Annotated in this window: 20 protein-coding genes and 1 pseudogene; 13 read left to right on the top strand and 8 right to left on the bottom strand. The window is 62.7% G+C overall.

Translation table 11 applies throughout. The features are described from left to right. The first annotated feature begins 390 nt into the window (after nt 1-390). Genes nthA through AC1D2G_RS28060 form a run of 3 tightly spaced genes read left to right on the top strand, consistent with a single transcriptional unit; the run spans nt 391 to nt 2,028 of the window. Nucleotides 391-1,038 (top strand): nitrile hydratase subunit alpha, encoded by a 648-nt coding sequence (nthA, locus tag AC1D2G_RS28050; RefSeq protein ID WP_477418115.1) that lies wholly within the window; start codon nt 391-393, stop codon nt 1,036-1,038. Continuing rightward, nucleotides 1,038-1,676: an SH3-like domain-containing protein gene (locus AC1D2G_RS28055; RefSeq protein WP_457152643.1), complete on the top strand. Its 639-nt coding sequence runs from the start codon at nt 1,038-1,040 to the stop codon at nt 1,674-1,676. Before nthA ends, AC1D2G_RS28055 begins: the two co-directional genes overlap by 1 nt. Continuing rightward, nucleotides 1,663-2,028 (top strand): hypothetical protein, encoded by a 366-nt coding sequence (locus tag AC1D2G_RS28060; protein ID WP_457152644.1) that lies wholly within the window; start codon nt 1,663-1,665, stop codon nt 2,026-2,028. Before AC1D2G_RS28055 ends, AC1D2G_RS28060 begins: the two co-directional genes overlap by 14 nt. Nucleotides 2,029-2,090: 62 nt before the next feature. Here AC1D2G_RS28060 and AC1D2G_RS28065 read toward each other — a convergent pair whose 3' ends face one another. After that, nucleotides 2,091-2,951 (bottom strand): DUF1194 domain-containing protein, encoded by an 861-nt coding sequence (locus AC1D2G_RS28065; protein ID WP_477418117.1) that lies wholly within the window; start codon nt 2,949-2,951, stop codon nt 2,091-2,093. A 107-nt stretch (nt 2,952-3,058) separates the two neighbouring features. Between AC1D2G_RS28065 and AC1D2G_RS28070 the strand changes: the two genes are divergently transcribed. Both AC1D2G_RS28070 and AC1D2G_RS28075 read left to right on the top strand, forming a co-directional pair. Next, nucleotides 3,059-7,939 carry an nSTAND1 domain-containing NTPase gene (locus tag AC1D2G_RS28070; RefSeq protein WP_477418119.1) on the top strand — a complete coding sequence of 1,627 codons (4,881 nt, stop codon included), beginning with the start codon at nt 3,059-3,061 and terminating at the stop codon, nt 7,937-7,939. Nucleotides 7,940-8,246: 307 nt separating this feature from the next. Next, nucleotides 8,247-9,899 carry an alpha/beta hydrolase gene (locus tag AC1D2G_RS28075; protein ID WP_477418121.1) on the top strand — a complete coding sequence of 551 codons (1,653 nt, stop codon included), beginning with the start codon at nt 8,247-8,249 and terminating at the stop codon, nt 9,897-9,899. Nucleotides 9,900-9,979: 80 nt separating this feature from the next. Here the strand turns inward: AC1D2G_RS28075 and AC1D2G_RS28080 are convergent, their stop codons facing one another. Both AC1D2G_RS28080 and AC1D2G_RS28085 read right to left on the bottom strand, forming a co-directional pair. Next, nucleotides 9,980-10,237, bottom strand: a complete 258-nt coding sequence (locus AC1D2G_RS28080; RefSeq protein ID WP_477418123.1) for a hypothetical protein — start codon at nt 10,235-10,237, stop codon at nt 9,980-9,982. A gap of 121 nt (nt 10,238-10,358) precedes the next feature. Beyond that, nucleotides 10,359-10,599: pseudogene (locus AC1D2G_RS28085) on the bottom strand (GntP family permease); the annotation flags it as partial. Nucleotides 10,600-10,766: 167 nt separating this feature from the next. Here AC1D2G_RS28085 and AC1D2G_RS28090 point away from each other — a divergent pair. Beyond that, on the top strand, nt 10,767-11,972 hold the full coding sequence (locus AC1D2G_RS28090) for a M14 family metallopeptidase (RefSeq protein ID WP_477418125.1): 1,206 nt from the start codon (nt 10,767-10,769) through the stop codon (nt 11,970-11,972). Between the two features lie 28 nt (nt 11,973-12,000). On the opposite strand, the gene AC1D2G_RS28095 is transcribed toward AC1D2G_RS28090, so the two are convergent. The 3 genes from AC1D2G_RS28095 to AC1D2G_RS28105 form a co-directional block, all read right to left on the bottom strand. Further along, the gene (locus AC1D2G_RS28095; RefSeq protein ID WP_477399425.1) at nt 12,001-12,282 is read right to left on the bottom strand and encodes a hypothetical protein; all 282 of its coding nucleotides are present in this window, start codon (nt 12,280-12,282) and stop codon (nt 12,001-12,003) included. A 700-nt stretch (nt 12,283-12,982) separates the two neighbouring features. Further along, nucleotides 12,983-14,041: an alpha-hydroxy acid oxidase gene (locus AC1D2G_RS28100; protein WP_477399423.1), complete on the bottom strand. Its 1,059-nt coding sequence runs from the start codon at nt 14,039-14,041 to the stop codon at nt 12,983-12,985. 841 nt (nt 14,042-14,882) lie between these two features. Beyond that, nucleotides 14,883-15,785, bottom strand: a complete 903-nt coding sequence (locus tag AC1D2G_RS28105; protein ID WP_477418127.1) for a GNAT family N-acetyltransferase — start codon at nt 15,783-15,785, stop codon at nt 14,883-14,885. Between the two features lie 242 nt (nt 15,786-16,027). Between AC1D2G_RS28105 and argE the strand changes: the two genes are divergently transcribed. The 6 genes from argE (at nt 16,028) to AC1D2G_RS28135 (ending at nt 22,606) form a co-directional block, all read left to right on the top strand. Then, a complete protein-coding gene (gene argE / locus AC1D2G_RS28110) occupies nt 16,028-17,152 on the top strand; it encodes an acetylornithine deacetylase (RefSeq protein WP_477418129.1) in 1,125 nt (374 codons plus the stop codon). A gap of 12 nt (nt 17,153-17,164) precedes the next feature. Beyond that, entirely contained in the window at nt 17,165-18,088 is a 924-nt protein-coding gene (locus AC1D2G_RS28115; protein ID WP_477418131.1) for a 2-hydroxyacid dehydrogenase, read from the top strand. A 23-nt stretch (nt 18,089-18,111) separates the two neighbouring features. Continuing rightward, on the top strand, nt 18,112-18,465 hold the full coding sequence (locus AC1D2G_RS28120; protein WP_477418133.1) for a cupin domain-containing protein: 354 nt from the start codon (nt 18,112-18,114) through the stop codon (nt 18,463-18,465). A 148-nt stretch (nt 18,466-18,613) separates the two neighbouring features. Continuing rightward, nucleotides 18,614-20,077 carry an aldehyde dehydrogenase family protein gene (locus AC1D2G_RS28125; RefSeq protein ID WP_477418135.1) on the top strand — a complete coding sequence of 488 codons (1,464 nt, stop codon included), beginning with the start codon at nt 18,614-18,616 and terminating at the stop codon, nt 20,075-20,077. Between the two features lie 10 nt (nt 20,078-20,087). After that, complete coding sequence (locus tag AC1D2G_RS28130) at nt 20,088-21,131, top strand: tartrate dehydrogenase (protein WP_477418137.1); 1,044 nt, start codon at nt 20,088-20,090, stop codon at nt 21,129-21,131. Nucleotides 21,132-21,148: 17 nt separating this feature from the next. Continuing rightward, entirely contained in the window at nt 21,149-22,606 is a 1,458-nt protein-coding gene (locus tag AC1D2G_RS28135) for an NAD-dependent succinate-semialdehyde dehydrogenase (protein WP_477394372.1), read from the top strand. A 37-nt stretch (nt 22,607-22,643) separates the two neighbouring features. Here AC1D2G_RS28135 and AC1D2G_RS28140 read toward each other — a convergent pair whose 3' ends face one another. Together AC1D2G_RS28140 and AC1D2G_RS28145 are read right to left on the bottom strand one after the other, a co-directional pair. Continuing rightward, nucleotides 22,644-23,918 (bottom strand): NAD(P)/FAD-dependent oxidoreductase, encoded by a 1,275-nt coding sequence (locus AC1D2G_RS28140; RefSeq protein ID WP_477394370.1) that lies wholly within the window; start codon nt 23,916-23,918, stop codon nt 22,644-22,646. Between the two features lie 16 nt (nt 23,919-23,934). Next, nucleotides 23,935-24,603 carry a haloacid dehalogenase type II gene (locus AC1D2G_RS28145; RefSeq protein ID WP_477418138.1) on the bottom strand — a complete coding sequence of 223 codons (669 nt, stop codon included), beginning with the start codon at nt 24,601-24,603 and terminating at the stop codon, nt 23,935-23,937. On the opposite strand from AC1D2G_RS28145, the gene AC1D2G_RS28150 reads away from it, so the two are divergent. Then, nucleotides 24,602-24,742, top strand: coding sequence for a hypothetical protein (locus tag AC1D2G_RS28150; RefSeq protein WP_457151150.1), 141 nt, complete (start codon nt 24,602-24,604; stop codon nt 24,740-24,742). The two genes, AC1D2G_RS28145 and AC1D2G_RS28150, sit on opposite strands and share 2 nt — an antisense overlap. Nucleotides 24,743-24,889: the final 147 nt, after the last annotated feature.

Genomic DNA, 24,889 nt, shown 5'->3' on the forward strand with positions numbered 1-24,889 from the left:
GAGGCTATGCCCATCGCTCTGTGTACGCGATCCTCGCCATCACTTCTCGAATGACGGATCTTGGCCGGGCGCATCGTCTCATTCCGGAAGCACTGAGGACCCCTATCGTTTTACACGATATCAAGGGCCGATCATATCGGAGTGTCGAACTGCAATGGTGTCGCGCCTGGCGCGTGCCCTAGTGGGCGCCCGGTTCGGTCGCCGCATGCAGGGGCCCCAAAGCAGCAAGACATCGGCTTCGACCTTTAAGCTGACGTGAGGTCAGAAAGTCAATGACTCGAGGGCACCGCTCCAATAAACTGGTCCTTGATGGTCGGCGGGGAGTTAGCCACGCAACCCTAAAAATCCAACCCAGCGCGGTGCGAAGAATGATACTCAGGGAGGGCATCAATGAGTTCATACGATTCCGACAAGGTTGCCAAACTTCATCGGGAATTGCACAGCCATCTTCCGCCTGAACCGGCGCTTCGCCTGAGAGCACTGGAGACGGTTCTGGTCGAGAAAGGCTTTCTGGCGGCCGACGCCGTGGACAAGTGGCTCGACGACTACTCGGAAAACGTAGGTCCGATGAATGGAGCCAAGGTCATCGCGCGGGCGTGGACTGATCCTAAGTTCGCCAAACGCCTGGCGAAACATGCCGCCGAGGCGTTTTCGGAAATCGTCCCAAGCGTCAGGAAGGATTACCCTCTTGTCGCAGTGTTCAACACGCCTGAGATCCACAACGTTGTCGTCTGCACCTTGTGTTCCTGCTATCCAGTTGGAATCTTGGGAATGTCTCCATCTTGGTACAAGTCGACGGAGTACCGGGCGCGAGTGGTCCGCGATCCGCGTGGCGTTCTCGCCGAATTCGGAACCGACCTGCCGGACAAGGTTGAGGTCACGGTGTGGGACTCGACTTCAGACCGTCGGTACATGGTGGTCCCGGAGCGTCCAAAGGGGACGGACGGCTGGACCGAAGAGGACCTTGCCGGCCTCGTGACGCGCAATGCAATGATCGGGACGATGAGGGATCTGTCGCCAAAGCAGGTGGTGGGGTGATGGATACGGTACACGACCTCGGCGGCAGGCAAGGGTTCAGACCGATCCCAAACGTCGCAGAAGATGACTCGGCGCTGTTTTCCGATGAATGGAAGGCGCGAACATGGGCGATCGCCATGATGTCGATGAAAAAGCTGACGACGGATCGCACGGGCTGGACGCTCGATTGGTATCGCCACGTCTTGGAAAGGCTTCCCCCAGACGCCTACCTCGGCCTCGACTATTTCGAGAAGTGGATTCTGGGCATGATGGTCACGTCTGTGGATGAAGGTGTCGCGGGCGTTCAGGAGTTCTTCGACGGCAGGGCCTCAAGTCGAACCTTCGAATACGAGGCGCCCAGGCCTGCGGTCGAGGTCTCGCCCATAGGGGCAAGGTTCAAGGCTGGCGATAAGATTGTGGCACGGCGCGACGTCGCCACAATGCACACGCGGCTGGCTGGGTATGTCCGCGGCCGACCCGGGGTTGTCGACAGCGTGAACGGACCACAGCCTTTGCCCGACGAGAAAGCTGTCGGCACGATACGGCGCGAGCAGACATACGTCGTGCGGTTTCGCATGTCGGATCTTTGGCCTGAAGCCGGCGACAGCGCAGACAGCCTGCGGATCGACATGTGGGACAGCTATCTTGAGCAGGCCTGAGATTGCCCGTCGCGCACGGCGCCATCGCGATGGCGAACCTGTCTTCTCCGAGCAATGGCACGCTCAGGTCATTGCGTTGGTCGAGCTGCTCATCGCCGACGGAAAGATCGAAGCCGAGGATTGGTCTCAGACCCTGGGCGCCGAGCTTGATCGACGGGCGACCGATACAGCCATGGACCCCGACGCGATCTATTACGGGGCCTTTCTCAGCGCTCTGGAGCAGATACTGGACAAGAGCCAGTTCGCACCACGGGCCGAGGTGGACAAACGCCAACAGGATTGGCGAAACGCCTACATGACTACACCGCATGGCAAGCCAGTGGCCCTGGGTCCGCAAGCAGATTCAATTTGACTGTAGGCAGCGGTGCGCGTTGCTGCCCACCCTCTACAACGCGGTCACCCCGTCGCCCATCGCTACCGGCCCGGCACCTGAGCGATCCCGTTGCAATCGACCGTGCGGTCTGAACGTGCGGTGTAGGCGGCGTGGATCACCTGACCCATGTTCATGGAGATTTCACGCACCAGCTTTCGACGGACTGCCGTGGCGAACATAGCGGCCTCGGTGACGCCGATTGTAAATGCGTCTGGCCCGCCAATGACGCAGCGCTCGAAATAGGATTGGAGGTTGGAGCGGTCGTACATCGCAAACCCGTCGGCCCCGCCAATGCGGGGCATTGCGATAGGCAGCCCGTTGATCGTCACGCCTTCCGCGAGAAGAACCTGCCGGATGGGGTCAAGGAGCGCTCCGGCATTGTTGGGTCCGTCGCCGGATACGTCAATAACCCTGCGCGGGCTGCGCAAGCCACTCTTCGCGAACTGATCATTCGCGGCCGACAGTGCGCCGGAAATCGACGTTCCGCGGCCTTCAGTCAACGGCAGCGCCGCAAGCCTGTCTGCCAAAGTCAGAACATCGTCGAGGCTTTCGACAATTGTCCACGGCACAATGACTGTTTGCTGACGTGGGCCGGCCCACTCCAGATAAAGCACTGCGATCCTGCCCCGCTCTCCCGACTTGATTGCCCCGGCGATGTCCGTGTGGCGGAAAGCATCGACGTAGCCGTCGCGTTGCACTCTTTGCTCAACCTTGCTCATCGAGGGCGAGACGTCCACGGCAAGGATCAATTGCAGATCGACTTCGGTCAGGTCGTCTGCGCGACGGTCGGTCGAGGAAGCCAGAGACGCCATCGCGAAGAACAGACTGAGCAGGCAGAAGCCCGTGAGCCGTGGCACCGGTCTTGCTCCGGCAGATCGAGCAATCCGCACCAAGTAGTCCATGGCGAGCCTCCCGCTGAGAATGCAATTGTCGGTCCGAGCGTCTCTTTGGTCACGAACGGCGTCCGATCATTCGCCGAAATCTGCGCTCCCCGCCGGTCTGGATGGCGATGACTCTTCGCAGCGCGAACCGTGCTAAGATCGAAGAATTGGACTGCGGCTTCGTGCGTGAGGGAACCGGCTTGAATAGCTCGCCGCCCACGACGTTCGTACTCAACGGCATTACCGCCGATCTGAGCAGCGAGACCTTGCGCGACAAGTCCAACAGGACAATCGCACTTCGCCACCAGACCTTCGCGGTGCTTCGTCACCTTCTGGAGAACGCTGATCGGGTCATCACCAAGGACGACCTGATGAAGGCAGTCTGGAACGGCATAGCCGTGACCGACGACAGCCTGGTGCAATGCATTCACGAGATCCGTGCGGCGCTCAACGACAATCGGCAGGCCGTCGTGCAGACGGTTCCGAGGCGCGGTTACAGGCTGGTCCTTCCCTCAAAAGCCGGACCGAGAATGGCCACCATCCTGGCCGCCGAAGTGGCCGCTGGGGGCCGGTCGACCGGCAAGGATAAGCCGATATCTGCTGCAACTTTCCGGGCATACAGGCAGATCATCGATCGGCTGCTGGTTGAACATGCGGATGGTGTGTTCTGGAGCGCCGAAGAGAGCTTGGTCGCCGAGTTTGCCGGCCCTGTCGAGGCGATGCGGTGTGCGGGCGAGATCCAGCATGATGTCGATAGGCGGAACTGCGAAGTTCCCGAGACAAAGCGCCTGCGTTTCCGCATCGGCGTCCACCTGGGTTATGTCGTCGCCGAGGGCGACCATCTCGCGGGCGAGGCCGTCGAGGTCGCCGCTCATCTGCAAACATTGTCACGACCGGGCGGGATTTGCGTCACGGAAGCGGTCCACGCCCAGGCTCAAGACCGGCTCTCGCTGGAGTTCGTCGATCTCGGCGAGCACAAGCTGAAGAACGTCGCACGCGCCTTGCGCGTCTACCGCGTACCCCTTGCTTCGGAGGAACCGGTCAGGTCGCCATTTCGCGGTCTCGATGCCTTCGAATTCGAAGATGCCGACCTCTTCTTCGGCCGAGCGCGGGCGATTGCTGCCTGCATTGCAAGACTGGAGCGGCAGGCAGCTAGCGGCATGGCATTCCTTCTCATTTACGGAATGAGCGGTTGCGGCAAGTCTTCCCTCCTGCGCGCTGGCCTGCTGCCGTCATTGACACAGCCTGGAGCCGTGGCCGGCATATCCTTCTGGCGCCGCTGCCTGATCCGCCTTTCCGAAGGACCGGATCCATTCGCTGTGCTGGCTGCGGCACTGCTTCGCGAAGCTGCTGTGCCGGAGCTGGCCTCCGAAGTAACGGCCGCGGAGTTTGCTCGGCTCTGCAGGAGCACGCCGGATCGGGCACTGGCGATGGTCCGACAGGCGCTTGGCAAGGCCGCCGGGCCGGCCCGCTCGCAGATCAGATTGCTTGTCGCCATCGATCAGCTGGAGGAGCTGTTCACGACAGAGAGGCAGCCGGCGACGCGCGAGGCCCTTGTGCGGTTCATGGCGGTGCTGGCCGCGAGCGGACTTGTCTGGGTGATAGCGGCGATCCGTTCGGACTTTTTTCACCGCTGCGGTGAGGTCCGGGGTTTCTCGGCGCTCAAGGATGGCCTCTCCAGCTACGAACTCCTGCCGCCGACTGGCCCAGAGATCGGGCAGATCATCCGCGAACCGGCGGGCGTCGCCGGACTCCGCTTTGAGGAGAGTGCCGAGTTGGGGCGGCTCGATGATGTCCTGCAGGAGGCAGCAGCTGCCGATCCCGGATCATTGCCGCTTCTCGAGTTTGTGCTCGACGCATTGTACCAGGCGGGCCGCGAGCGCAGAGTTCTCACCTTTGCGCATTATCGCGCGCTCGGCGGGCTCGAAGGCGCAATCGCGCGCCGCGCCGATGAAGTCGTGGACTTGCTGGCGCCCAACATCCAGGAGGCCTTACCCACGGTGCTGCGCGCTCTCACCACGGCAAGTCCTGGCGATGAAACGGTCACGGCACGTCCGGCCCTGTTCACCGAAATTGCAGGCACTCCCGCGCGATCGGCCCTCGTCACGGCCCTGATCGACGCACGGCTCCTCGTCAGCGACGAGGACGCCGGAGGGCATGTCTTCGTCCGCGTTGCACATGAAGCACTGTTGAGCCGTTGGCCGCGCGCCAGTGACATTGTGAATGCAAACCGGAACTTCCTCGAGACGCGCGACCGCCTCAGGGCCGACGCTCACCGTTGGCACCTGGAGAATAGGAATCGAGAGCTTCTCCTTCCGTCTGGCAAACGTCTCGCAGAGGGTGAAGAGCTGATGCTGTCAAGGCGGGAGGAGGTCGACGATGACGTCCTTGAATACATCGAGGCGTCTTTGCGCGCCCATCAGCAGAGAGAGGAGAAGGACCGGCAGGCAGAGCTGGCACTGATCGAGGCCGCCCAAGAGRCAAAACGCGAACGCCTGGAGCGCGAGGCCGAGCGCCGGAGCCTCGCGGCTGCCGCGGCAAACCGGCTAGCCGGACGTACGCGCAATGCCGCGATTGTGGCGATAATGCTCGCTCTCATGGCAGGCGCAGGCGCACTGGTCGCCTTCAGGGCGCAGGAGGAGGCAAGGTGGCAACGAGACCAGGCGCTGCGCAACCAGTCTCTTTCGCTCTCGTTCCTTTCGGAGCAGTCCACGGCAAGAGGCAACACCGAGGCTGCGATCCTGTTGGCGCTTGAAGCACTGCCCTCGAAAGACCAGTCCGAGCGGCCATATCTCTTCGAGGCGGAGGCAGCCCTCTACAAGGCTCTGCTGGCGCACCAACAGATCAAAATCTTCCGGCATGGCGCCGGCGTGACGTATGCGGCATTCAATCCGACCGGCGATCGCATCGTCACCGCGTCCTACGACAAAACCGCAGGCGTCTGGGACATCTCCAGCGGTGCCGAAACTGAAGTTCTGAAAGGTCATGAAGAGGCCTTGGAGAGGGCTGAATTCAGCCCGGACGGAAGCCGTATCCTGACGGCCGCGAGGGACGGCACTGCACGCCTCTGGAACGCCGTCTCGGGAGAACAGCTCTTCATCCTGCGGCCGGTAGGCAATTATCCGACGGCAATCTTCAGCCCGGATGGCACCCGGGTGCTGACGGCGGGGGAGAACAGCGATGCAACGCTCTGGGATGCTCGGACCGGAAAGAAAGTGCTAGGTGTAAGAAGCGACGCATATACGCGTGCTGCTTTCAGTTCAGACGGCCGCAGCTTCGCGACGGCAGGCAAGCATTTTGTTTCGATCTGGAATGCCGCAGACGGCGCGCTGACGCAGTCAATCCGAGTGACCTCCTGGCCCTACAGCCTGGCGTTCAGCCCGGACGGAAGCCGCATACTGGCCGGCCCGTGGGGTTGGCATTCACACCGCGACACGTCCAGCCTTTTCGATTTGTCGAAAGGAACGGAGATCGCAAAGTTGGCCGGCAGCAAGAGCGACACGCAATTGAACGGCGTAATTTTCAGTCACGGGGGTCAGCGAATCGCCACGGTATCCCTCGATGGCACTGCCCGGATTTGGGATGGAGCGTTGGGAACGCTGGATGACCTGCTCGGCCAGGAGGTTTCGGGGTTGAAGCCAGACATCGACACAGATGAACGCGATGTGGAGATGAACGGTGCTTTCACCCCGGACGACCGCTTCCTGGCGACCGCCTCGATCAATGGGCCGATCCGCATCTGGGACGCTGAACGCGCCTCGTTGGTGACGACCATCGCCGGTCATGAATCTTTGGTCGAGCATCTGGAATTCAGCCCGGTTGACAGCAACATTCTTCTCACTGCTTCACACGATGGCACCGCTCGGCTGTGGGATGTCGACGGCGCCCTGACGACCGCGCTCTCACATGAATACAGGCCGACTTTCGCGGTCTTCAGTCCCGACAATGTCCATCTGCTGACCGGTGGCGGCGACAGCGCGGCGCATCTTTGGGATGTTATAAGCGGGCGCGAGATAATCCGGCTCGATACCCATGAGATCGTTCAACGCGCGACGTTCAGTCCCGATGGAAGGCGCGTCGCGATGGCATCTCTTGGGGGCCAGGTCCGAATTTGGGATGTGGCCGGGGGATTCGAGACCGCCCAGTTCCGATCCCATGGCGGACTGATCCAGATCCAGTTTGGTCGCGATGGCAAATCGCTTGTTTCCGCATCGATCGACGGTACGGCACAACTGTGGGACGCGGCGACCGGTACCGAGCAGGCCGTCATCAATACAAGCAGTAATCTGCCGCAGGCCATTCTTAGCCCCGACGGACGTCTGGTCCTCTCGGCCAGGGAAGACAATGCGGGCCACCTCCTGACGACTAGTGGGACCGAGCTCAGGGCCCTTGTGGGGCATCAGGATCGCATCACGGCAGCGGTCTTCAGCCCGGACGGTCAACTGGTCGCCACAGGCTCGCTCGACCACACGGCTCGCATTTGGTCGACCTCGGACGGAGCAAACGTCAGAACGCTAGTGGGACATACCGGCGAGGTGACGGTGGTCTCCTTCAGTCCCGACGGTCAGTCGCTGCTGACCGGCTCGCGTGATGGAACCGTCCGAATCTGGAGCGTCTCTGGCGGACAGGAAAGGGCCGTTCTTAGGGGCCACAGCGGCGCGGTGGACAGCGCCCAGTTCAGTCCCAGCGGTTTGTATGTCGTAACCGCGTCCTCGAAAGATCGCACGGTCCGGCTATGGGAGACGCAATCGGGGCGCGAGATTGCCGTCCTTGCCAGCCACGACGAAGCAACCGTTCTACTGGGCTTTACACGCGCAACTTTCAGTTCCGACGGCACCCATGTCGCAATTGTTTCCGGCGAAGAAAGGGTCCGCATCGTTCGCGCCTTCCAGACACCCAAGGACCTCATTGACTTTGCACGGCGCACCGTGCCTCGCGAACTCACCCCTTGCGAGCGGCGAAGCTTCTTCCTTCCTGAAGACCCTGCAATTGGTACTTGTCCGGGCTGAGGTCGACAATGGAGTCAGATTTTGCCGCCTGAGCCGGCTGCTGGAACGGGCAACTTAACGCCGCATCTCGACCGTAGAGGCCAGCTTTGCCGCTTCCTGAAAGCTGACGTCGCAGGCGACCACGCTGGCGGTCGTGGTGGCGTCGGCGCGAAAGGTCGACGCTCAACCGAGTACATGTTGCGCCTTGCCGGACGAGGCAAACGGAAATTTCAGCAGCTGCGTCCTTCTATTAAACGCGAGAGCGAGCCATGATGCCTATCGTATTCATCCCGAGACAATTCATCCCAAAGGGAAGCGAAACGGGCGTATGCGCAGCTGGGTGACAAGGTTCTGGCGCTCGCTTTCCGCCGGCGGCCTCGTTTTGGGCACGCTGTTCTTCGTCGCCTCGCTTACTCCGACGCTCATTCCCCGCACCTACCTGACCCAAGGCGTGCTGTCCGGGGCATGTTTCGCCGTCGGATACGGCATCGGAGTCGCCTGGCGCTGGCTATGGACCTATATGGAACTGCCGGAACCGCGCGAGCGGCTTCTGCTCTCTCTCAAGATTGCTGTCGCGGCCGCTTGCGCCGTCATCGCCATACTGTTTCTGTGGTGGGCGGCGGAATGGCAGAACTCGATCCGTCGACTGATGCAGCTCGAACCCGTGACGAGCGCGCATCCGGTTGAGGTCTGTTTCATCGCGATCGCTACGTTCCTGGTGGTCATCGCGCTTGCCAGGCTCTTCAAAGGCATCTCCCGTTGGATTTCAGAAAGGTCGGGCCGCTTCGTCCCACGCAGGGTTTCGAAGGTGATCGGTTTCGCAGTCGCGATACTGTTGTTCTGGACGATGGCAAACGGCGTGCTCTTCCGCTACGTGCTGCACTTGGCCGATTCGTCCTTCGCGGCGGTTGACGCCCTCATCGAGCCGGACCGGCCGCAACCTGAATCTCCGCTCAAGACCGGCAGCTCGGCTTCCCTCGTCCGCTGGAAAGAACTTGGAAGGGCAGGACGCGAATTCATCGCGACAGGACCCACCGCCGCCGAGATACGCGCGTTCACGCACGCCGATGCGCTCGAACCTATCCGGGTCTATGTCGGGCTCGGTGCCGCCGACACGGCGGAGGAAAGGGCGCAAATCGCCCTCGATGAATTGAAACGCGTCGGCGCCTTCGAACGCTCCGTACTCGTCGTCATCACCCCCACCGGCACCGGCTGGGTCGATCCCTCTGCGATGGATACGGTCGAGTATCTCCACCACGGCGACGTGGCGAGCGTGGCCCAGCAGTACTCCTACCTGTCGAGCCCGCTATCGCTGCTGCTCGAGCCGGAATACGGCTCGGAGGCTGCAAAGGCTTTGTTTGCCGCAGTCTATGGATACTGGACGACGCTCCCGCACGAGAGTCGGCCGAAACTCTATCTGCATGGCCTGAGCTTGGGAGCGATGAATTCCGAGAGTTCGATGGAGCTTTTCGGGATGCTTGGTGACCCTGTCCAGGGGGCTCTGTGGAGCGGTCCGCCGTTCAAGAGCAGAATCTGGCGCAGCGTGACGGAGCATCGCAATGCCGGGTCACCGGCCTGGCTGCCGCAATTCCGAGACGGGTCCTTCGTCCGTTTCATGAACCAGAACGGCGACCCCGGTCCGAGCGACGCGCCCTGGGGTCCGCTGCGCATCGTCTACCTCCAGTATGCGAGCGATCCACTGACGTTCTTCGCCTATAGCGATTTCTATCGCCGTCCGGACTGGATGAATGCGCCGCGCGGCCCGGACGTCTCGCCGGAGCTGCGGTGGTACCCGATCGTATCGATGCTGCAGCTCGCCCTCGACATGGCCGTGTCGACCAACTCGCCGATGGGCTACGGACATGTCTTTGCGCCCGAACACTACGTCAATGCGTGGCTCGCCGTGACTGACCCACAGGGGTGGTCGGCCGACCAGATAGCGCAACTGAAGCAACATCTTGCCGCGCGCGCCAGGATGTGATCCCTGCTTGCGATGGGCGCCTCATGCGATCGTTTCGCCGGTTCGAACGGCCGGCCGCGGCGGCCGGACCCGCGACGAGGTCACCGCCTGATGCGGTGCATATCTACGACACGGCCATTGCGCGCGTTCAACCCGATTTCAAACAGACCGTTGGCGCGGCGCGCCCGATAGGTGAAAAGGCGCCCGCGGCAATCCACTCGCCGGACGTTCCAAAAACCACGGCTGCGCAGCAGTCTCTCGCCCTCTCGGCATGTGATCGCCCGGCCATTGTTGAGGCTGGTGCCGATATTGATGTTGATCGTGACGGCATGGGCGGGCGCCGGCAGAGCCAGGGGCACGACAAGACTGAGAACGAGACCCAGGCAAGCAAACAAGGGACGAGGCATGGAACTCTCCGTGACGTTGCTTTGGTTTCCCTAGAATCAACTCCCCCGAAAAGCGTATTGTCAAGGGACTAACTTCGAGCGCGACGGTCAGGCCGCCCGAGGCCGAGCCTGTGAGCGCAGGCGAGGATGTTGGCCGCGATGGCCAGCGAGACCAAGGGCCGGCCCTTGATCCCAAGCACCCAATTGCACACGATCTCGAAAGCCGGGACCGCCGCAACCACCGCGCCGGAGCCGACAAGGCTGGCCACGCTGAAGATTGGCAGCACCGAAGCGTTGGCACCGGCGTCCGTGGTGGCACGCAGGGTCGGCAGGCGGTTGCCGACGTGGCGCTCCGCGTAGTTCCGACAAACCGGATAAATCGTGTGATTGCCTAACCCCGACAACTCCTGTGCTTACGGCACAGAAATCATGCAAGCTTGCGTGTTGGGCGGCATACCAGTATTTTGCAGTCGCGGGGGATTTTCTGCAAAAAGGCCCCATCATGTCGGACAAATCTGTAAAGGGCATTGATCGCCGCGATCTAATAATGGCATCCATCGCAACGGTCGGCGCCGCGGCCGCCTTGGCGGCCAACGCCGGCGCCGCGAACGCCGAGGACTCGGCGACTTCCTCGTCCGCTCCGGCAGCGGGTGCGCCATCGGCGACGATTTATGTCGGCGATGTGATCCAGGGGAAGAAAGTCGTCAGCACGCTCGACGTCAACGACCTGGAGCCCGGCAAGAAGCACCTTCTGTATTTCCAGGGCGTGGAGAGTCCCACTGGACAGCACTGGTATGTGTCCGTGGCCGTCGCCAAGGGGGCGAAGTCGGGCAAGCGCGGCATCCTGACCAGCGGTGTGCATGGCGACGAGATGAGTTCCATACATACGGTCCAGACCGTGATGAACCAGCTCGACCCCGCTGAGATGTCGGGCACGGTGATGGCGGTCACCGACATCTCCCGCCCGGCCCTGGAAAGCATGCAGCGCAGATGGCCCAACGCGGGCAGAGGCCTCGACCTGATCGACATGAACCGGGTGTGGCCCGGGAACGAGAACGACATCACCGCGGCCAGCCGACACGCCGGGCTGGTGTTCAACCGGCTGCTGCGGCCCAACGCCGACTTCGCGATCGACTTCCATACCGGAACGACCGGATTCGAGGTCACCGCATTCAATATTGCCGAGATGGACGTGCCCGAGATCAAGGCGATGGCGGAGCTCTATCCGATCGGCCAGATCTTCGACAATCCAACATATCCCAATGTCCTCCATAACGCGTTTAACGCCGCGGGCATCCCGTCCTTTTGCCCGGAGATCGGGGCTGCCCGCCACCTGGACCTCGAGATGATCGGGCTATTCGTGGAAGGCACGATGAACGTGCTCAAGCATCACGGCATCGTCGCCGGGCCGATGGGACGCACGGGCAAGGACGTGCACGTCTTTGTCGGCAACAGTGCGTTCCCGATCCTGGCAACCGAGGGCGGGTTGGTCGAGTATCTGGTCAAGCTCAACGACCAGGTCGAGGCCGGACAGAAGGTGGCCATCCAGCGCAATAGCTTCGGCGAAGTGGTTGCGGAGTACGCAAGCGGCGTGGCCGGAGAGATATCGGGCCTGCGCAGCGATGCAATGTCCGAGCCCGGCAATCCCTTGGTATTTATCCTTTTCAACAAGCCGGGGCCGGAGGACGTTGGGGGCTACCCCGAGTGAGTTCACCCATGCGAGCGAACCTTTCGGATCATCGCTTGAGAACGACCGCTGCGCGCAGTTGATCCTCCAACGAGCGTGCAGCGGCGATGTTCAGCGCTGTAAGCTTGAGATCCCCGATGAACGGCACGATGTGCAGATCAAGGTGCGAGCTATAGCTGTCTACCGTGGTGCGCTTCCGACCGGCTGCCTCGACGCTGGCTATCCAGAACAAGGTGCGGATCGAGGAGATCACGCCGAAGCTGAAGAAGGGGCGCTGACCGTCAACAATGCCGCACGCCCCGGCGATATCCCTACATCGTGATCGAGACATACGACAACAGGTAAAGGATCGCCATGGTCGCCGTTGCGAGTATGACCCATAAGCCCAAGCTGCTCATGCTTCCTCACTTCCCCTAGGTGAGGATTGCGCCAGTCGAGCGCAAACGCAATCCGCCCTGGGTGCGTTGTCCACTCCTTTCTTTTGGAGCACTGGCTCTAACGGCGCTGCTCCGCGCCCAGTGTCGCACAAATTAGCTGGTGCTTTTCTGAAATGCCGGTGCTGCTGCCGAAGGGATAGCGAAACGCGGGGCCGCTTCCGACCCGCATTGCCAAGCGCGCCGAAGCTGGACCTAGACTAAGGGTTAGTTGCAATCCGCCGCGAGCATCCCGACCTTAGAGGGCGGACCTACCCGTCCGAGGGAATCTGCTGGAGCTTTGCGCCGCGTACAAGATCATGAGAATCATAGCTCGCACCGCCACCGTGATTGCATCGATAGCTGTGGCTATCGTTCTGACCTTTATGGCAGCTAAAGGATTTGAGCTATCGACGCCAGATCCGATCGTGGCTCATACCTTCGAGAGGAACATCTGAGGGGCACGAGGCGCTATGCTAGGGCGCTCTCTGCGATGAACTCGACGCCGGCCGTTTCCAGAGCGTGCGGCGGGGTTGCTGGAACTGGCAGAGTGCTTCGTCAATCGTCTTTGAGACAGGACCACAGCCGCCATCAGAGCGCTAAGGAATAGGTCCGGCTTCACCAGATTACCGACCGGTCGATCTCGCCGATCCGCGCCCGGCCGGTAAGCGCCATTGCGACCTCAAAGTCCCGGCGAAGCAGGTTGACACAATGGGCTACGCCCTCGGCACCATCCGTTGCCAGTGCGTAGACATAGGGGCGGCCAATCATGACCGCGCTTGCCCCCAGGGCAATTGCCTTCAAAACGTCGGTGCCACGCCTCACGCCGCCGTCGAGGATGATGGGAATCCGCCCGGCCACCCGATCCGCGATGGCGGGCAGGGCGTCGATGGTCGCCGGCAGGGTGTCGAGGTTACGCGAACCGTGGTTCGAGACGACGATGGCATCGGCACCGGTTCCGATCGCCTGCTCGGCATCGTCAGGATCGAGGATGCCCTTCAGGATAAGCGGCAGGGTTGTCAGAGAACGCAGCCAGGCAATATCCGCCCAGGTCGGCATGGCGCGCCGCTGCGCAGTGCCAACTTTGAGGACGCCGGTGTTCCGGTCCTTGAAGTATGGCGTTGCGAGGCTGTCGGGAATTTTGAATCCTGCCCGGAACTGCCTGCGGCGATCGCCTGGTGTTGGCATGTCGACCGTCACACTGATCGCCTTTGCGCCCAGTGCGGCCATGCGCGATACGAGTTCGCCATTGAAACTGCTATCGCTTTGCCAATAGAGAAGGAACCAGACTGGAGACTGGGTCACCGCCATGCAATCCTCGATCGCCGCCGTCGCCGTCGTGCCCAGAGTGAACACCGCTTCCGCCACTCCGGCGCCGCGCGCCGCGGCCACCTCGCCTTCCGGATGCGCCAGCCGCTGATATGCTATTGGGGCTAGGATGATCGGATGCGGCAGACTTTGCCCGAAGAGCGTGATCCCGGTATCAAGTCTTGTCACATCGCGAAGCACGCGCGGCCTTAACCTGATGCGGTCGAATGCGGCTTCATTGTCACGCTTGGTGATTTCTTCGCCAGCACCGGCGGCAATGAACTCGTAAACCGCGTGCGGCAATAGCTCCCGCGCCGCGGGTTCAAAATCCGCCAGGCAGAGAAACCGAGTTTCGATATCAAGTGGCATGGACCAATCCGATCAGTATCTCAAAAAAGTCGGCTGCTGACCCCACGCCGGCTCCCCAAAAGGGGGGTAGCGCTTGAGGATTTGGCGTCGCCGCGCCTTTTCCCACTGAAGCAGCAGCCATTCCGGCGCACGTCTCACATGGCTTGCTCAACCTCACCCCGGCGCCGCCGCCGTTTTTGGGGATGTCGCACGGACTTGCCGATAGTCGCAGGAAACCCTTGGAAATCAACGGTAGCGGTTTGCAACATGGCGCGACATGAAACGGGGTATGGACGCCCCTACCCCATGCGACAAACTACTGAATTTATTGAGGAAAGTAGCGGTACCGTTGGCTGGGATCAACATCTTCTACAAGATATTATTTTTATTGTCTTTTTTCTGCCTCTGAGCTCGATTTGTATCACAATAGGTAGCACATTCACGGGGCGTTGGGCGAAGGAGCCGCACAGAGCAACATCCTCACGCACGTCGGCTCACCTTGATGTTGTGCTCCTTTGCCACCCAGGCTGATACCTCTTTATCTCGAAAAGGTATTGGCGGGCCCGGAGGACGTATCAAGAACGTTGATTTTGTTTATTTTTTCGTGGGCCAAAATCAGAAATCTTCCCGCATCGTTTCGTATGGTTCCGCGACGCTTCACCATCGAAACTCGGCTAATTCTATGACCCCTATTGATCCCCCCTTAAGCAATTTGGAAGGCTGTAACACTTCCAGTTTGGCCTGCTGCGTTTGGTCCAGCATGGTTGCAAAAAAAGCCGTCTCGCCTCGATGTCGGTTCTCCCAGCTAGCGCCGCGATTGTGCCGGCGTGAACCGCCGCGCCGGCCCGCGCCCTGGATTAAACTACCCGAGAGTTTGACTGGCGAGGCCATAGGTCACCGGCGCAGATGCGCCGCCGACGGCAAAATCGGCGAGGCGTTTGCCCATCGACATGGTCAGAACCGTGTCGAAAACCGGCATTCCGCTGTGCGACAGAAAGGCGGCGAACTCGCCTTTGTCCATGTGGGTGTCTATGCGCAGGAAGGCCCCCGAATGGTCGGCCACGTGCGGCCGCACGATCGCCACGGCATCCGCGTCGCTTTCCGCCACAACCGGCCCCACGACATGGCCCCGCCCGAACGGCCGACAGAGCGCGAATGCGTTCAGCTTGTCACCCTTGAAAAGACCATAGCCGGCCGAGTGGGCGAAAAGCTGTTCGACGAGCGCCGTCCGCCTTACGCCAAATGCTGCCGCGTCGAGCGCGATCGCGGCGGGAATATCCCTTGCGTCCAAAGTCCGGACATCACCTCGAATATTTGCCGGCCAACCCGTCGTCGGCACGCGGGCGATGCCCTGGCATTGATAAACGGTCTTCTCCGGCTGGAAGTCGAGCGAGAGATAGAGCCGCCTTGCCGCGCGCGTTGCATTGAGGCGCAGATCACGGCCGACGACCTTGTCGAAGACCCGCTTCATCAGCCATTGCCCCGCCCCCAGGGTCTGGAGCCGCGGCGAGGTGATGACCATGCCCACGGTCGCGAAACCGGCGCCATGCGCGAACCACATGGCCGAGCCGAGGACCCGGCCGATCTCGTCAAGCGCCACGAACCCCTGTCCCGATCCGCGCAGGAATTGCCAGTCCTCGGCGCGATGCGGCCATCCCACGGAGAGCGAGAGTGCGTGCAAGCGATCCAGTTCGACGCTTTCGATGGCGCCGACGCGCATCGAGAAGGTATCGATTTTCAAGCTTCCGGACGGCTTCAATTCCATGCCCCTGCAAGATTATCGTACCAGAGGGCGACGCACCGATGGCCACCCTCTGCCCCTACCAACGCTAAACAAGCAGACCGGTACGATTTGCTCGAAAGCCGCGCACCAACGCTAGATTCAACTGAAACATTTCCGCTTTCGGCACGCAATCGCGAAAGAACGCGCACATCCTCTCCGAAAATCTAGCAGCGTATGGTCGACGGTATCGATCCCGGTGGACCCGAAATGCTTTGAGGGCTGGAATGGACGTCTTCGACATCCTCGACCGTCTCGTCGCCTTTCCATCGGTCGCAGGCAAGCCGAACGGTGATATCGCCGGCTGGATAGAGGCCCATCTCGTAGAGCACGGGGCGCAGGTCACGGTGCTCCCGGGGCCAGAAGGCGACCGTTCCAATCTGTTCGCGACGATCGGCCCCGCCGATGTCCCTGGCTACATCCTGTCCGGCCACATGGACGTCGTCCCTGCCGGCGAGCCGCAATGGAGTTCGGCTCCTTTCGCGCTGCGCCGAGAGGGCACGCGACTCTACGGACGCGGCACAACTGACATGAAGGGGTTTCTGGCGGCGGCGCTCGCGGCCGTGCCTGCGCTGACGGGACTGGGCCTTGCCAGGCCAATTCATCTTGCCTTCTCCTATGACGAGGAGGTCGGATGCCGCGGCGTGCCGCATTTGATCGCCCGCCTCCCCGAACTTTGCGCGAAGCCGCTCGGTGTCATCGTCGGCGAGCCGAGCGGCATGCGCGCCGTGCGCGGCCACAAGGGCAAGGCGGCCGCCCGCGTGACGATCAACGGGCGCTCAGGCCATTCCTCGCGGCCCGATCTCGGCCTCAACGCCATCCACGCCATGGCCGGTGCGCTGAGCACGGCCGTGAGCGAAGCCGAGCGGCTAGCGAACGGTCCGTTCGACCCTGCCTTCGAGCCGCCCTACTCCTCGCTGCAAGCGGGCGTGGTGGCGGGCGGACAGTCGGTCAACATCATTCCCAGCACCTGCACGCTGGACTTGGAGGCGCGCGCCATTCCAGGCGTCGACCCGGCCAGCCTGCTCACGCCGGTCAAGGCGCGAGCCGAGGCCCTTGCGGCCGAAGGCTTTCGGGTCGAGTGGACGCCGATGAGCGCCTATCCGGCGCTGTCGCTGCCGCAGGACGCGGCACTGGCGGCACTGTTAGCCGAGCTGACCGGCGAAGCGCCGCTTGCCGCCGTCAGCTACGGCACGGAGGCCGGACTTTACCAAGCTGCCGGGGTCGATGCGATCATCTGCGGCCCCGGCGACATCGATCGCGCCCACAAGCCGGATGAGTACATTCTCACCAGCGAACTCGCCGCCTGCCAGCGATTGATCGAGGCGCTGGGCGCCCGCTGCGCGGCTTGAAGGGGAACCGGAATGACATTCCTGTTCAATTCCGATGCGCGGCGCGGAGCGATCTTCGCCGATGCCTTCGCCGAGGAACTGCCGGACGTCCCCTTCACTATGGATGCCGCAACAGTCGATCCTGACTCCGTACGCTATCTCATTACCTGGACCGCGCCAGAAGACCTCGCGCGCTACAGGAACCTGGAGATCCTGTTCTCCATTGGCGCCGGCGTAGACCAGTTCCGCCTCGATACCTTACCGGAACAGGTGAAGATCGTGCGCACGGTCGAGGAAGGCATCGTGCGCATGATGCAGGAGTATGTGACGCTGGCCGTGCTCGCCCTGCATCGCAACCTGCCCGCCTATCTGGCACAGCAACGCGCCGGCGAATGGCGTGACATCCCACAGCTGCAGGCCGGGTCGCGCCGGATCGGCGTGCTCGGCCTCGGGCAACTCGGTCAGGCCGTCCTCGACCGGCTGAAGCCCTTCGGTTTCCCGCTCGCCGGCTGGAGCCGCTCGCCACGGCAGATTGACGGCGTGACCTGTCACCACGGCGAGCCCGGGTTGGAGCGGACGCTGGCGGCCAGCGACATTCTGATCTGCCTGCTGCCGCTGACGGAAGACACGCGCGGTTTCCTCGATGCCGACCTGTTCGCGAAACTGCCCAAGGGCGCTGCGCTCGTCCACGCGGGCCGAGGGCCACAGCTTGATCATGAAGCGCTTCACGTCGCGCTGAACAGGGGCCACCTTGCGGCGGCGATGATCGACGTCACCGATCCCGAACCGCTGTCCGCAGGCCATCCCTTCTGGTCGAATCAGAAGATCATACTGACCCCGCATGTCGCCAGCGTCACCCAACCCGCGAGCGCCGCACGCGCCGTCATCGAAAACATCCGACGCCACCGCGCCGGGATCGATCCCATCGGGCTCGTCGACCGGTCGCGCGGCTATTGAAATCCAACCTGAAAGGCCATCACTTGTCCCTGCTCAAGACCGTCGACACCGCCCCATCTTTCCCACCACGCCAGTCCAAGGCGTTGCCCGAACGGCTGTTAACCGGCGACCCCGCCTTCAAGACCTGGGCGCAGGACGCCGCCAAGGACGATCTCGTCCATACCGGCGTCTGGGAAGCGACGCCGGGAGAGACGCGCTCGATCAAGGGCGAGACTTTCGAATTCTGCCACATCCTTTCCGGCGTGATCGAGATCACGCCCGACGCCGGCGAGACGGTGACCTACCGCGCCGGCGACAGCTTCGTAATGAAGCCCGGCTTCACCGGTGTCTGGAAGACCATCGAAACGGTGCGCAAGATCTATGTCACGGTAGGGTAGTGGGTCTGCGCGAGCCGGCGCCTCCGCAACAGATTTTGCCGTCCCTCATCGCCAGCACGCAACAATCATCCGCGACCGATCTTCGAACGGTGCATGCTGCGCCGCTGCTCGCGCTAGGCTCCTCCAGAACAGCTGAGAGTGGGCGCCCATGGGCCTGAGCTTCGACCCGAATACCGTCTCCCTTCCCGTCGGCCATTTTATCGACGGGGAGCTGATCGCGGCCGAGGGTGCGATCGAGATGCGCCGCCCGTCGGATGGCAAGGCATACGCCGTCAGCCCCGTGGCAGGCGTCGATATGGTCGACCGTGCTGTGGAAAGCGCCAAGGCGGCACTGAAGACCAGCAACTGGGGCGGCGTTCGGCCGCGCGAGCGCACCAGGGCGCTCCAGGCCTGGGCCGACCTGATCGAGGCGGAAGCCGAAACGCTGGCAAAAATCGAGGCGCTGTGCTCGACGCGGCCCGTCGGCCAGCTCGTCGCCGGCGACATTGCCATAACCGCCGAGCAGATCCGCTTCTTTGCCGAATTCGCCGACAAGGAAGGCAGCGAGCTGGTGCCGACCGACGACGCCAGTCTCGGCATGATCATGAGCGAGCCCTATGGCGTGGTCGGCGCGATCACACCCTGGAACTTCCCCATCTCGATGGCTGGCTGGAAGCTTGGTCCGGCATTGGCCGCGGGCAATGCGGTCGTGCTGAAGCCGTCGGAAATGACGCCCTTTTCCGCAGTCTACATGGCACAACTCGCCGTGAGGGCAGGCTTACCGGCAGGGCTCATTAACGTGGTCCTGGGAGACGGCCCGACGACCGGAACGGCGCTGACCGGCCATTCCGAGATCGCCAAGGTCTCGTTCACCGGCTCGACCCGCGCCGGTTCGGCCATCATGGAAAACGTCGCTCGCACCGGCGTCAAGCCGATGACGCTGGAACTCGGCGGCAAGAGCCCGCAGATCGTCTTTGCCGATGCCGATCTGGAGAAGGCAGCGACGGCGATCGCCGGCAGCGTCACCTTCAATGCCGGCCAGGCCTGTGTGGCCGGCACGCGCCTGATCGTCGAGAAGAGCGTGGCCGACAGGCTGACGGCCGCGATCCTGGAGAAGATGAAGGCTGTGCGGCCCGGCCCGACCTGGGACGAGGCGACGCAGTATTCGCCCATAATCTCGGAACGGCAGCGGGCGCGTGTCGACGGCATCGTGCGCACCGCGATCGAGGCCGGCGGCGAATGCCTCACCGGCGGCGGCGTCATGGACAGCCCAGGCTATTTCTACGAGCCGACGCTGATCGCAGATGTCGACCAGGCCAATCCGGCCATCGTCGAGGAGATCTTCGGTCCGGTCCTGACCGTCCAGACCTTTGAGACCGAGGAAGAGGCGCTGGCACTGTCCAGCCATCCGACCTACGGGCTGGCCTCCGGCCTCTTCACCTCCGACCTGTCCCGCACCATCCGCTTCGCGCGCAAGCTCGAAGCGGGCACCGTCTGGGTCAACCGCTACAGCCGCTCGCGCGACCATATCCTGCCAACCGGGGGCTACAAGCGGTCCGGCATCGGCAAGGATCTTGGCCGTGAGGCCTATCTCGCCAACCGCAGGACCAAGAGCGTCCTGATCAGCCTGTGAAGAGATGCCGATGAAGTCCTATTCGATCGCTCTGATCCCCGGTGACGGCATTGGCCGCGATGTGACCGCCGCCGCCTGGACGGTGCTGGAAACGGTGGCCAGAAACTTTGGCTTTGCCGTAGCGGGAACCGAGTTGCCCTGGTCCTGCCGCTTCTTCAAGCAGACGGGCTGCATGATGCCCGAGGACGGCATCGAGACCTTGCGCGGCTTCGACGCCATCCTTCTCGGCGCGGTCGGCTGGCCGGCGGAGGTGCCGGATTCCGTTTCGCTGCACGGCCTGCTGCTGCCGATCCGCAAGGCATTCGTGCAGTACGCCAACATCCGGCCGCACCGCCTGCTGCCGGGCGTCACCGGACCACTGCAGGCGGAAAACTTCGACATCCTGTGCATCCGCGAGAACACCGAAGGCGAATATTCGGGCGCCGGCGGGCGCGTGCATCAAGGCACTGCGGACGAGGTCGCCGTGGAGACCTCGATCTTCACCCGTGCCGGCGTCGAGCGCATCCTGCGCTTCGGCTTCGAGCAGGCGCGGGCGCGGCGCGGCAAGCTCGCCTCCGTCACCAAATCCAACGCGCAGAAATATTCGATGGTGTTCTGGGACGAGATTACCCGCAAGCTGGCCGCCGAGTACTCCGACGTCGAAGTGACCAGCTATCATGTAGACGCGCTCGCCGCGCGCATGATCATGGCGCCGGAGAGCCTCGACGTGGTCGTCGCCTCCAACCTCTTCGGCGACATCCTGACCGATATCGGCGCAGCGATCCAGGGCGGGCTCGGCTACGCGGCCTCCGCTAACATCAACCCCGATCGCTCGGCGCCATCCATGTTCGAGCCGGTGCACGGCTCCGCGCCCGACATCGCCCATCTCGGCATCGCCAATCCGATCGCCACCATCTGGTCCGGCGCAATGATGCTCGACCATCTGGGCGAAAAGGCCGCGGCCAGCCGCGTGATGAAGGCGATCGAGGCGACGACCGCGCGAGGTGTTGGAACAACTGCCGGCAAGGACACCACGGAAACCATCACGGCCGCCATCGTCGCGGCATTCCCCTGATTGCAAGGTCGTTTTCGATGAAAAACCTGAAAGACAAAAGTCTCTTCCGCGAAGCCGGTCTGATTGGCGGCCAATGGGTCGCTTCCGGCTCCGGCAGGACGGTCGATGTCGTCGATCCTTCGACCCAGGCAGCGATCGGCACTGTGCCCGACATGGCCGGTCCGGAGACCCGCGCGGCCGTGGAGGCCGCGGCTACCGCTTATGGGAACTGGAAGAAGAAGACCAACGCCGAGCGCGCTTCCCTGCTGGAAGCCTGGCATGGCCTGATGCTCGCGCATCTGGACGATCTCGCGCTGATCCTGACGACGGAACAGGGCAAGCCGCTGGACGAGGCCAAGGGCGAGATCCGTTACGGCGCGTCGTTCGTCAAATGGTTCGCGGAGGAGGCACGCCGCATCAACGGCCACACCGTCCCCTCACCGACATCCGACCGGCGCATCATCGTGCTGAAGGAGCCGGTCGGGGTATGCGGCATCATCACGCCGTGGAATTTTCCCAATGCGATGATCACCCGCAAGGTCGCGCCGGCGCTGGCCGCCGGCTGCACGGTGGTCATCAAGCCGTCAGAGTTCACGCCCTATTCCGCGCTGGCGCTTGGCGTGCTGGCCGAACGGGCGGGCATTCCCGCGGGCGTCATCAACATCGTCACCGGCATGCCGGCCGAGATCGGCAACGAGATCATGGCGAACGAGACCGTTCGCAAGATCTCCTTCACCGGCTCGACGCGGGTCGGTTCGCTGCTGATGCGCGGGGCAGCGGACAGCGTTAAGCGGCTCAGTCTCGAACTCGGCGGCAACGCGCCTCTCATCGTCTTTGACGACGCCGATCTCGATCTCGCCGTCGAGGGCGCGCTTGTCTCGAAGTTCCGCAACGGCGGCCAGACCTGCGTCTGCGCCAACCGCATTCTCGTCCAGGCCACTGTCTACGAAACCTTCGCCGCGAAGCTTTCCGCCCGCGTCAACGCCATGACGGTGGGGCCCGGCACGCAGCCTGGCGTCACCATCGGACCGATGATCAACATGGCGGCGGTCGAGAAGATCAACCGCCATGTCGACGACGCGATCGCCAAAGGTGCTGTGATCATCAGCGAGAAGCCGGCGCTGCCGGAGGGTCCTCAATATGTCGCGCCGCTGGTGCTGACCGGCGCCACGAAAGACATGCAGCTCGCCGGCGAGGAAACGTTCGGCCCGGTCGCGCCGCTTTTCCGGTTCGAGACGGAAGAGGAAGCGATCGCGCTCGCCAACGGCACGCCCTACGGGCTTGCCTCGTACTTTTACACAGAGAACCTGAAACGCGCCTGGCGCGTTGGCGAGGCGCTAGAGTTCGGCATGGTGGGACTCAACACCGGCTCGGTCTCGATGGAAGTGGCCCCCTTCGGCGGCGTCAAGCAGTCAGGCCTCGGCCGCGAGGGGGCGCAGGCCGGTATCGAGGAATATCTCGAGATGAAGAGCTTCCACATGGGCGGGCTCAGCTGAGGCAATTGGCTGAAGCCCGACCGGGCCGGATCGACGATCACTGAATTCGGTCGAGCGCCTTGTAGTAGAGGCCGACCATCGGCAGGAACCAGGGCTTGCCGGAATAGCCGGGAATGGAAGGCCACTCGAGCCCCTTCATCGGATTGCGGTCTTCGCGGCCGAGCATGGCATCAGCCAGGATCATGCCGAGATGGGTGGAAAGCTGCGCGCCGTGGCCCGAATAGCCCATCGCGTACCAGACACCGTCATGGTAGCCGGCCCGCGGAAAACGGTCCTTGGTCATGTCGACCAGCCCGCCCCAGCAATAGTCGATCTCGACCTTGGCCAGTTGCGGGAAGATCGCCGCAAGGCCTGCCTGCAATATCTGTCCGCTCCTGGCATCGGAGCGCTGGTCCGATGTCGCCGAGAAGCGTGCGCGACCGCCGAAGATCAGGCGCCTGTCCGGCGAAAGCCGGAAGTAGTTGCCTATGTTCATCGATGTCACGCATGTCCGGTTGCCGGGCATGGTCGCAGCGATCTCGGCGTCGCTCAACGGCCTTGTAGCGATGATGAAGCTGCCGACGGAGATGATCCTGCGGCGGAAATAGCCGAAATTCGGCGTCGTGTAAGCGCCGGTCGCCACCAGCACATTGTCGGCGCTGATCCGCCCGCGGGAGGTTGTCAGCTCATGCCTGTTGCCGGCCTGCTTGCGGTCGGTCACCGCCGCGTTCTCGTGGATCACCGCACCGTGGCGGGCGGCGGCCGTGGCCAAGCCTGCCACATAGCGGCCCATATGCATCATGGCGCTCTTCTTCGACAGCATCGCGCCGTGGAAGGGCGAGCCAATCTCGGACTTGAGATCGGCCGTCGACAGCAGCTCCGTATCCGGATCGACTTCGGCATGGAGGGCTTCGAAGTTGCGGGCAATCGCTTCGAAATGCTGCGGCTTGGAGGCGAGCTTCAGCTTGCCGGCGCGGCGGAAATTGCAGTCGATGCCCTCTTCGGCGACCAGCGCCTCAATGGTATCGACAGAGTCGTCGAGCGCCCGGTAGAGCGCGATTGCGCGTTCCTTGCCGAGCTCCGCTTTGGCCGAGAGATAGCTGTGGGCGAGGCCGTTGTTCAAGTGCCCGCCATTGCGACCAGATGCGCCCCAGCCCACCCGCTCCGCCTCCAGCACGGCCACCTTGGCGCCGGCCTTCGCCAGTTGGCGCGCCGCGGCGAGACCGGTGAAGCCGCCGCCGATGATGGCGGCATCGTAGTGCCCCTCGACCGGGCCCTGCGCCCCGCCGGAAAAGACAGGGGCTGTGTCGTGCCAGTAGGAGACGAACTTCATCGGCAACCCGCCTGTTTCAGAGACCGACCACGCCTGGAAGACCGGAAATGTCTGATATCTCGACATAGCCATAGTACGGGTTGGCTGGCTCGTGGCCCCGGTTGACCCAGACCTTGTTCTTGATGCCAAGATCGTGCGCCGACATCAGGTCGTAGCGGAACGAAGACGAGCAGTGAAGGATGTCCTCCGTGCCGCAGCCCAGCATGTCGAGCATGTATTCGAAGGCTTGGAAGCGAGGCTTGTAGGCCTGCGCCTGCTCGGCCGTGTAGACGGCATGGAACGGCGCGCCTAGCTTTTCGACATTGGACATGATCTGCGCGTTCATGGCGTTGGACAGGATGACCAGCGGAATATCCTTGGCCACCTTCGCCAGGCCGGCCGGGACGTCCGCGTGCGGTCCCCAGGTCGGGACACGCTCATAGACCATCCTGGCGTTGTCGGCGCTGAAGGCGACGCCATTGCGCTTGCAGGAGCGCTCGAGCGCGTTGTGAACGACGTCGGCATAGGGCTTCCAGTCGCCCATGATCTCGTCGAGCCGATACGCCGCGAAGTTCTTGATGAACTCCTGCATGCGCGGTTCGTCGAGCCGGCTGCCGTAGAGGTCGCGCGCTGCTTCCGCCATCTGGAAATGGGTCAACGTGCCGTAGCAGTCGAAGGTGATGTATTTGGGCCTGAAGGAAGCCATGTCCGTCGATCTCCGGTGGAAGCACATCCGCGCTGGGATGTATTTCATCATAGGACGGCTGGTGGCGACCCACCTGACTGAAATCGCCCTCCCGAAAGCAGAAAGTTCCGTATCCACCATCCGGTTTGGCACGCTGTAGCATCTGCCGTGCCGAAGCGGCGCCGTACGAGGTGTGAAGCGCGTCCGCCCTGGAGGGTGCCAGCACAAGATGCGGCGCACGCCTCGCGCTACGGCGAAAGATACTGTCGAAGCCGAAGCCTTCAGATGATCTGCGGCGCGCTGATGG

The sequence above is a fragment of the Mesorhizobium sp. P2_C7 genome (assembly GCF_056404515.1).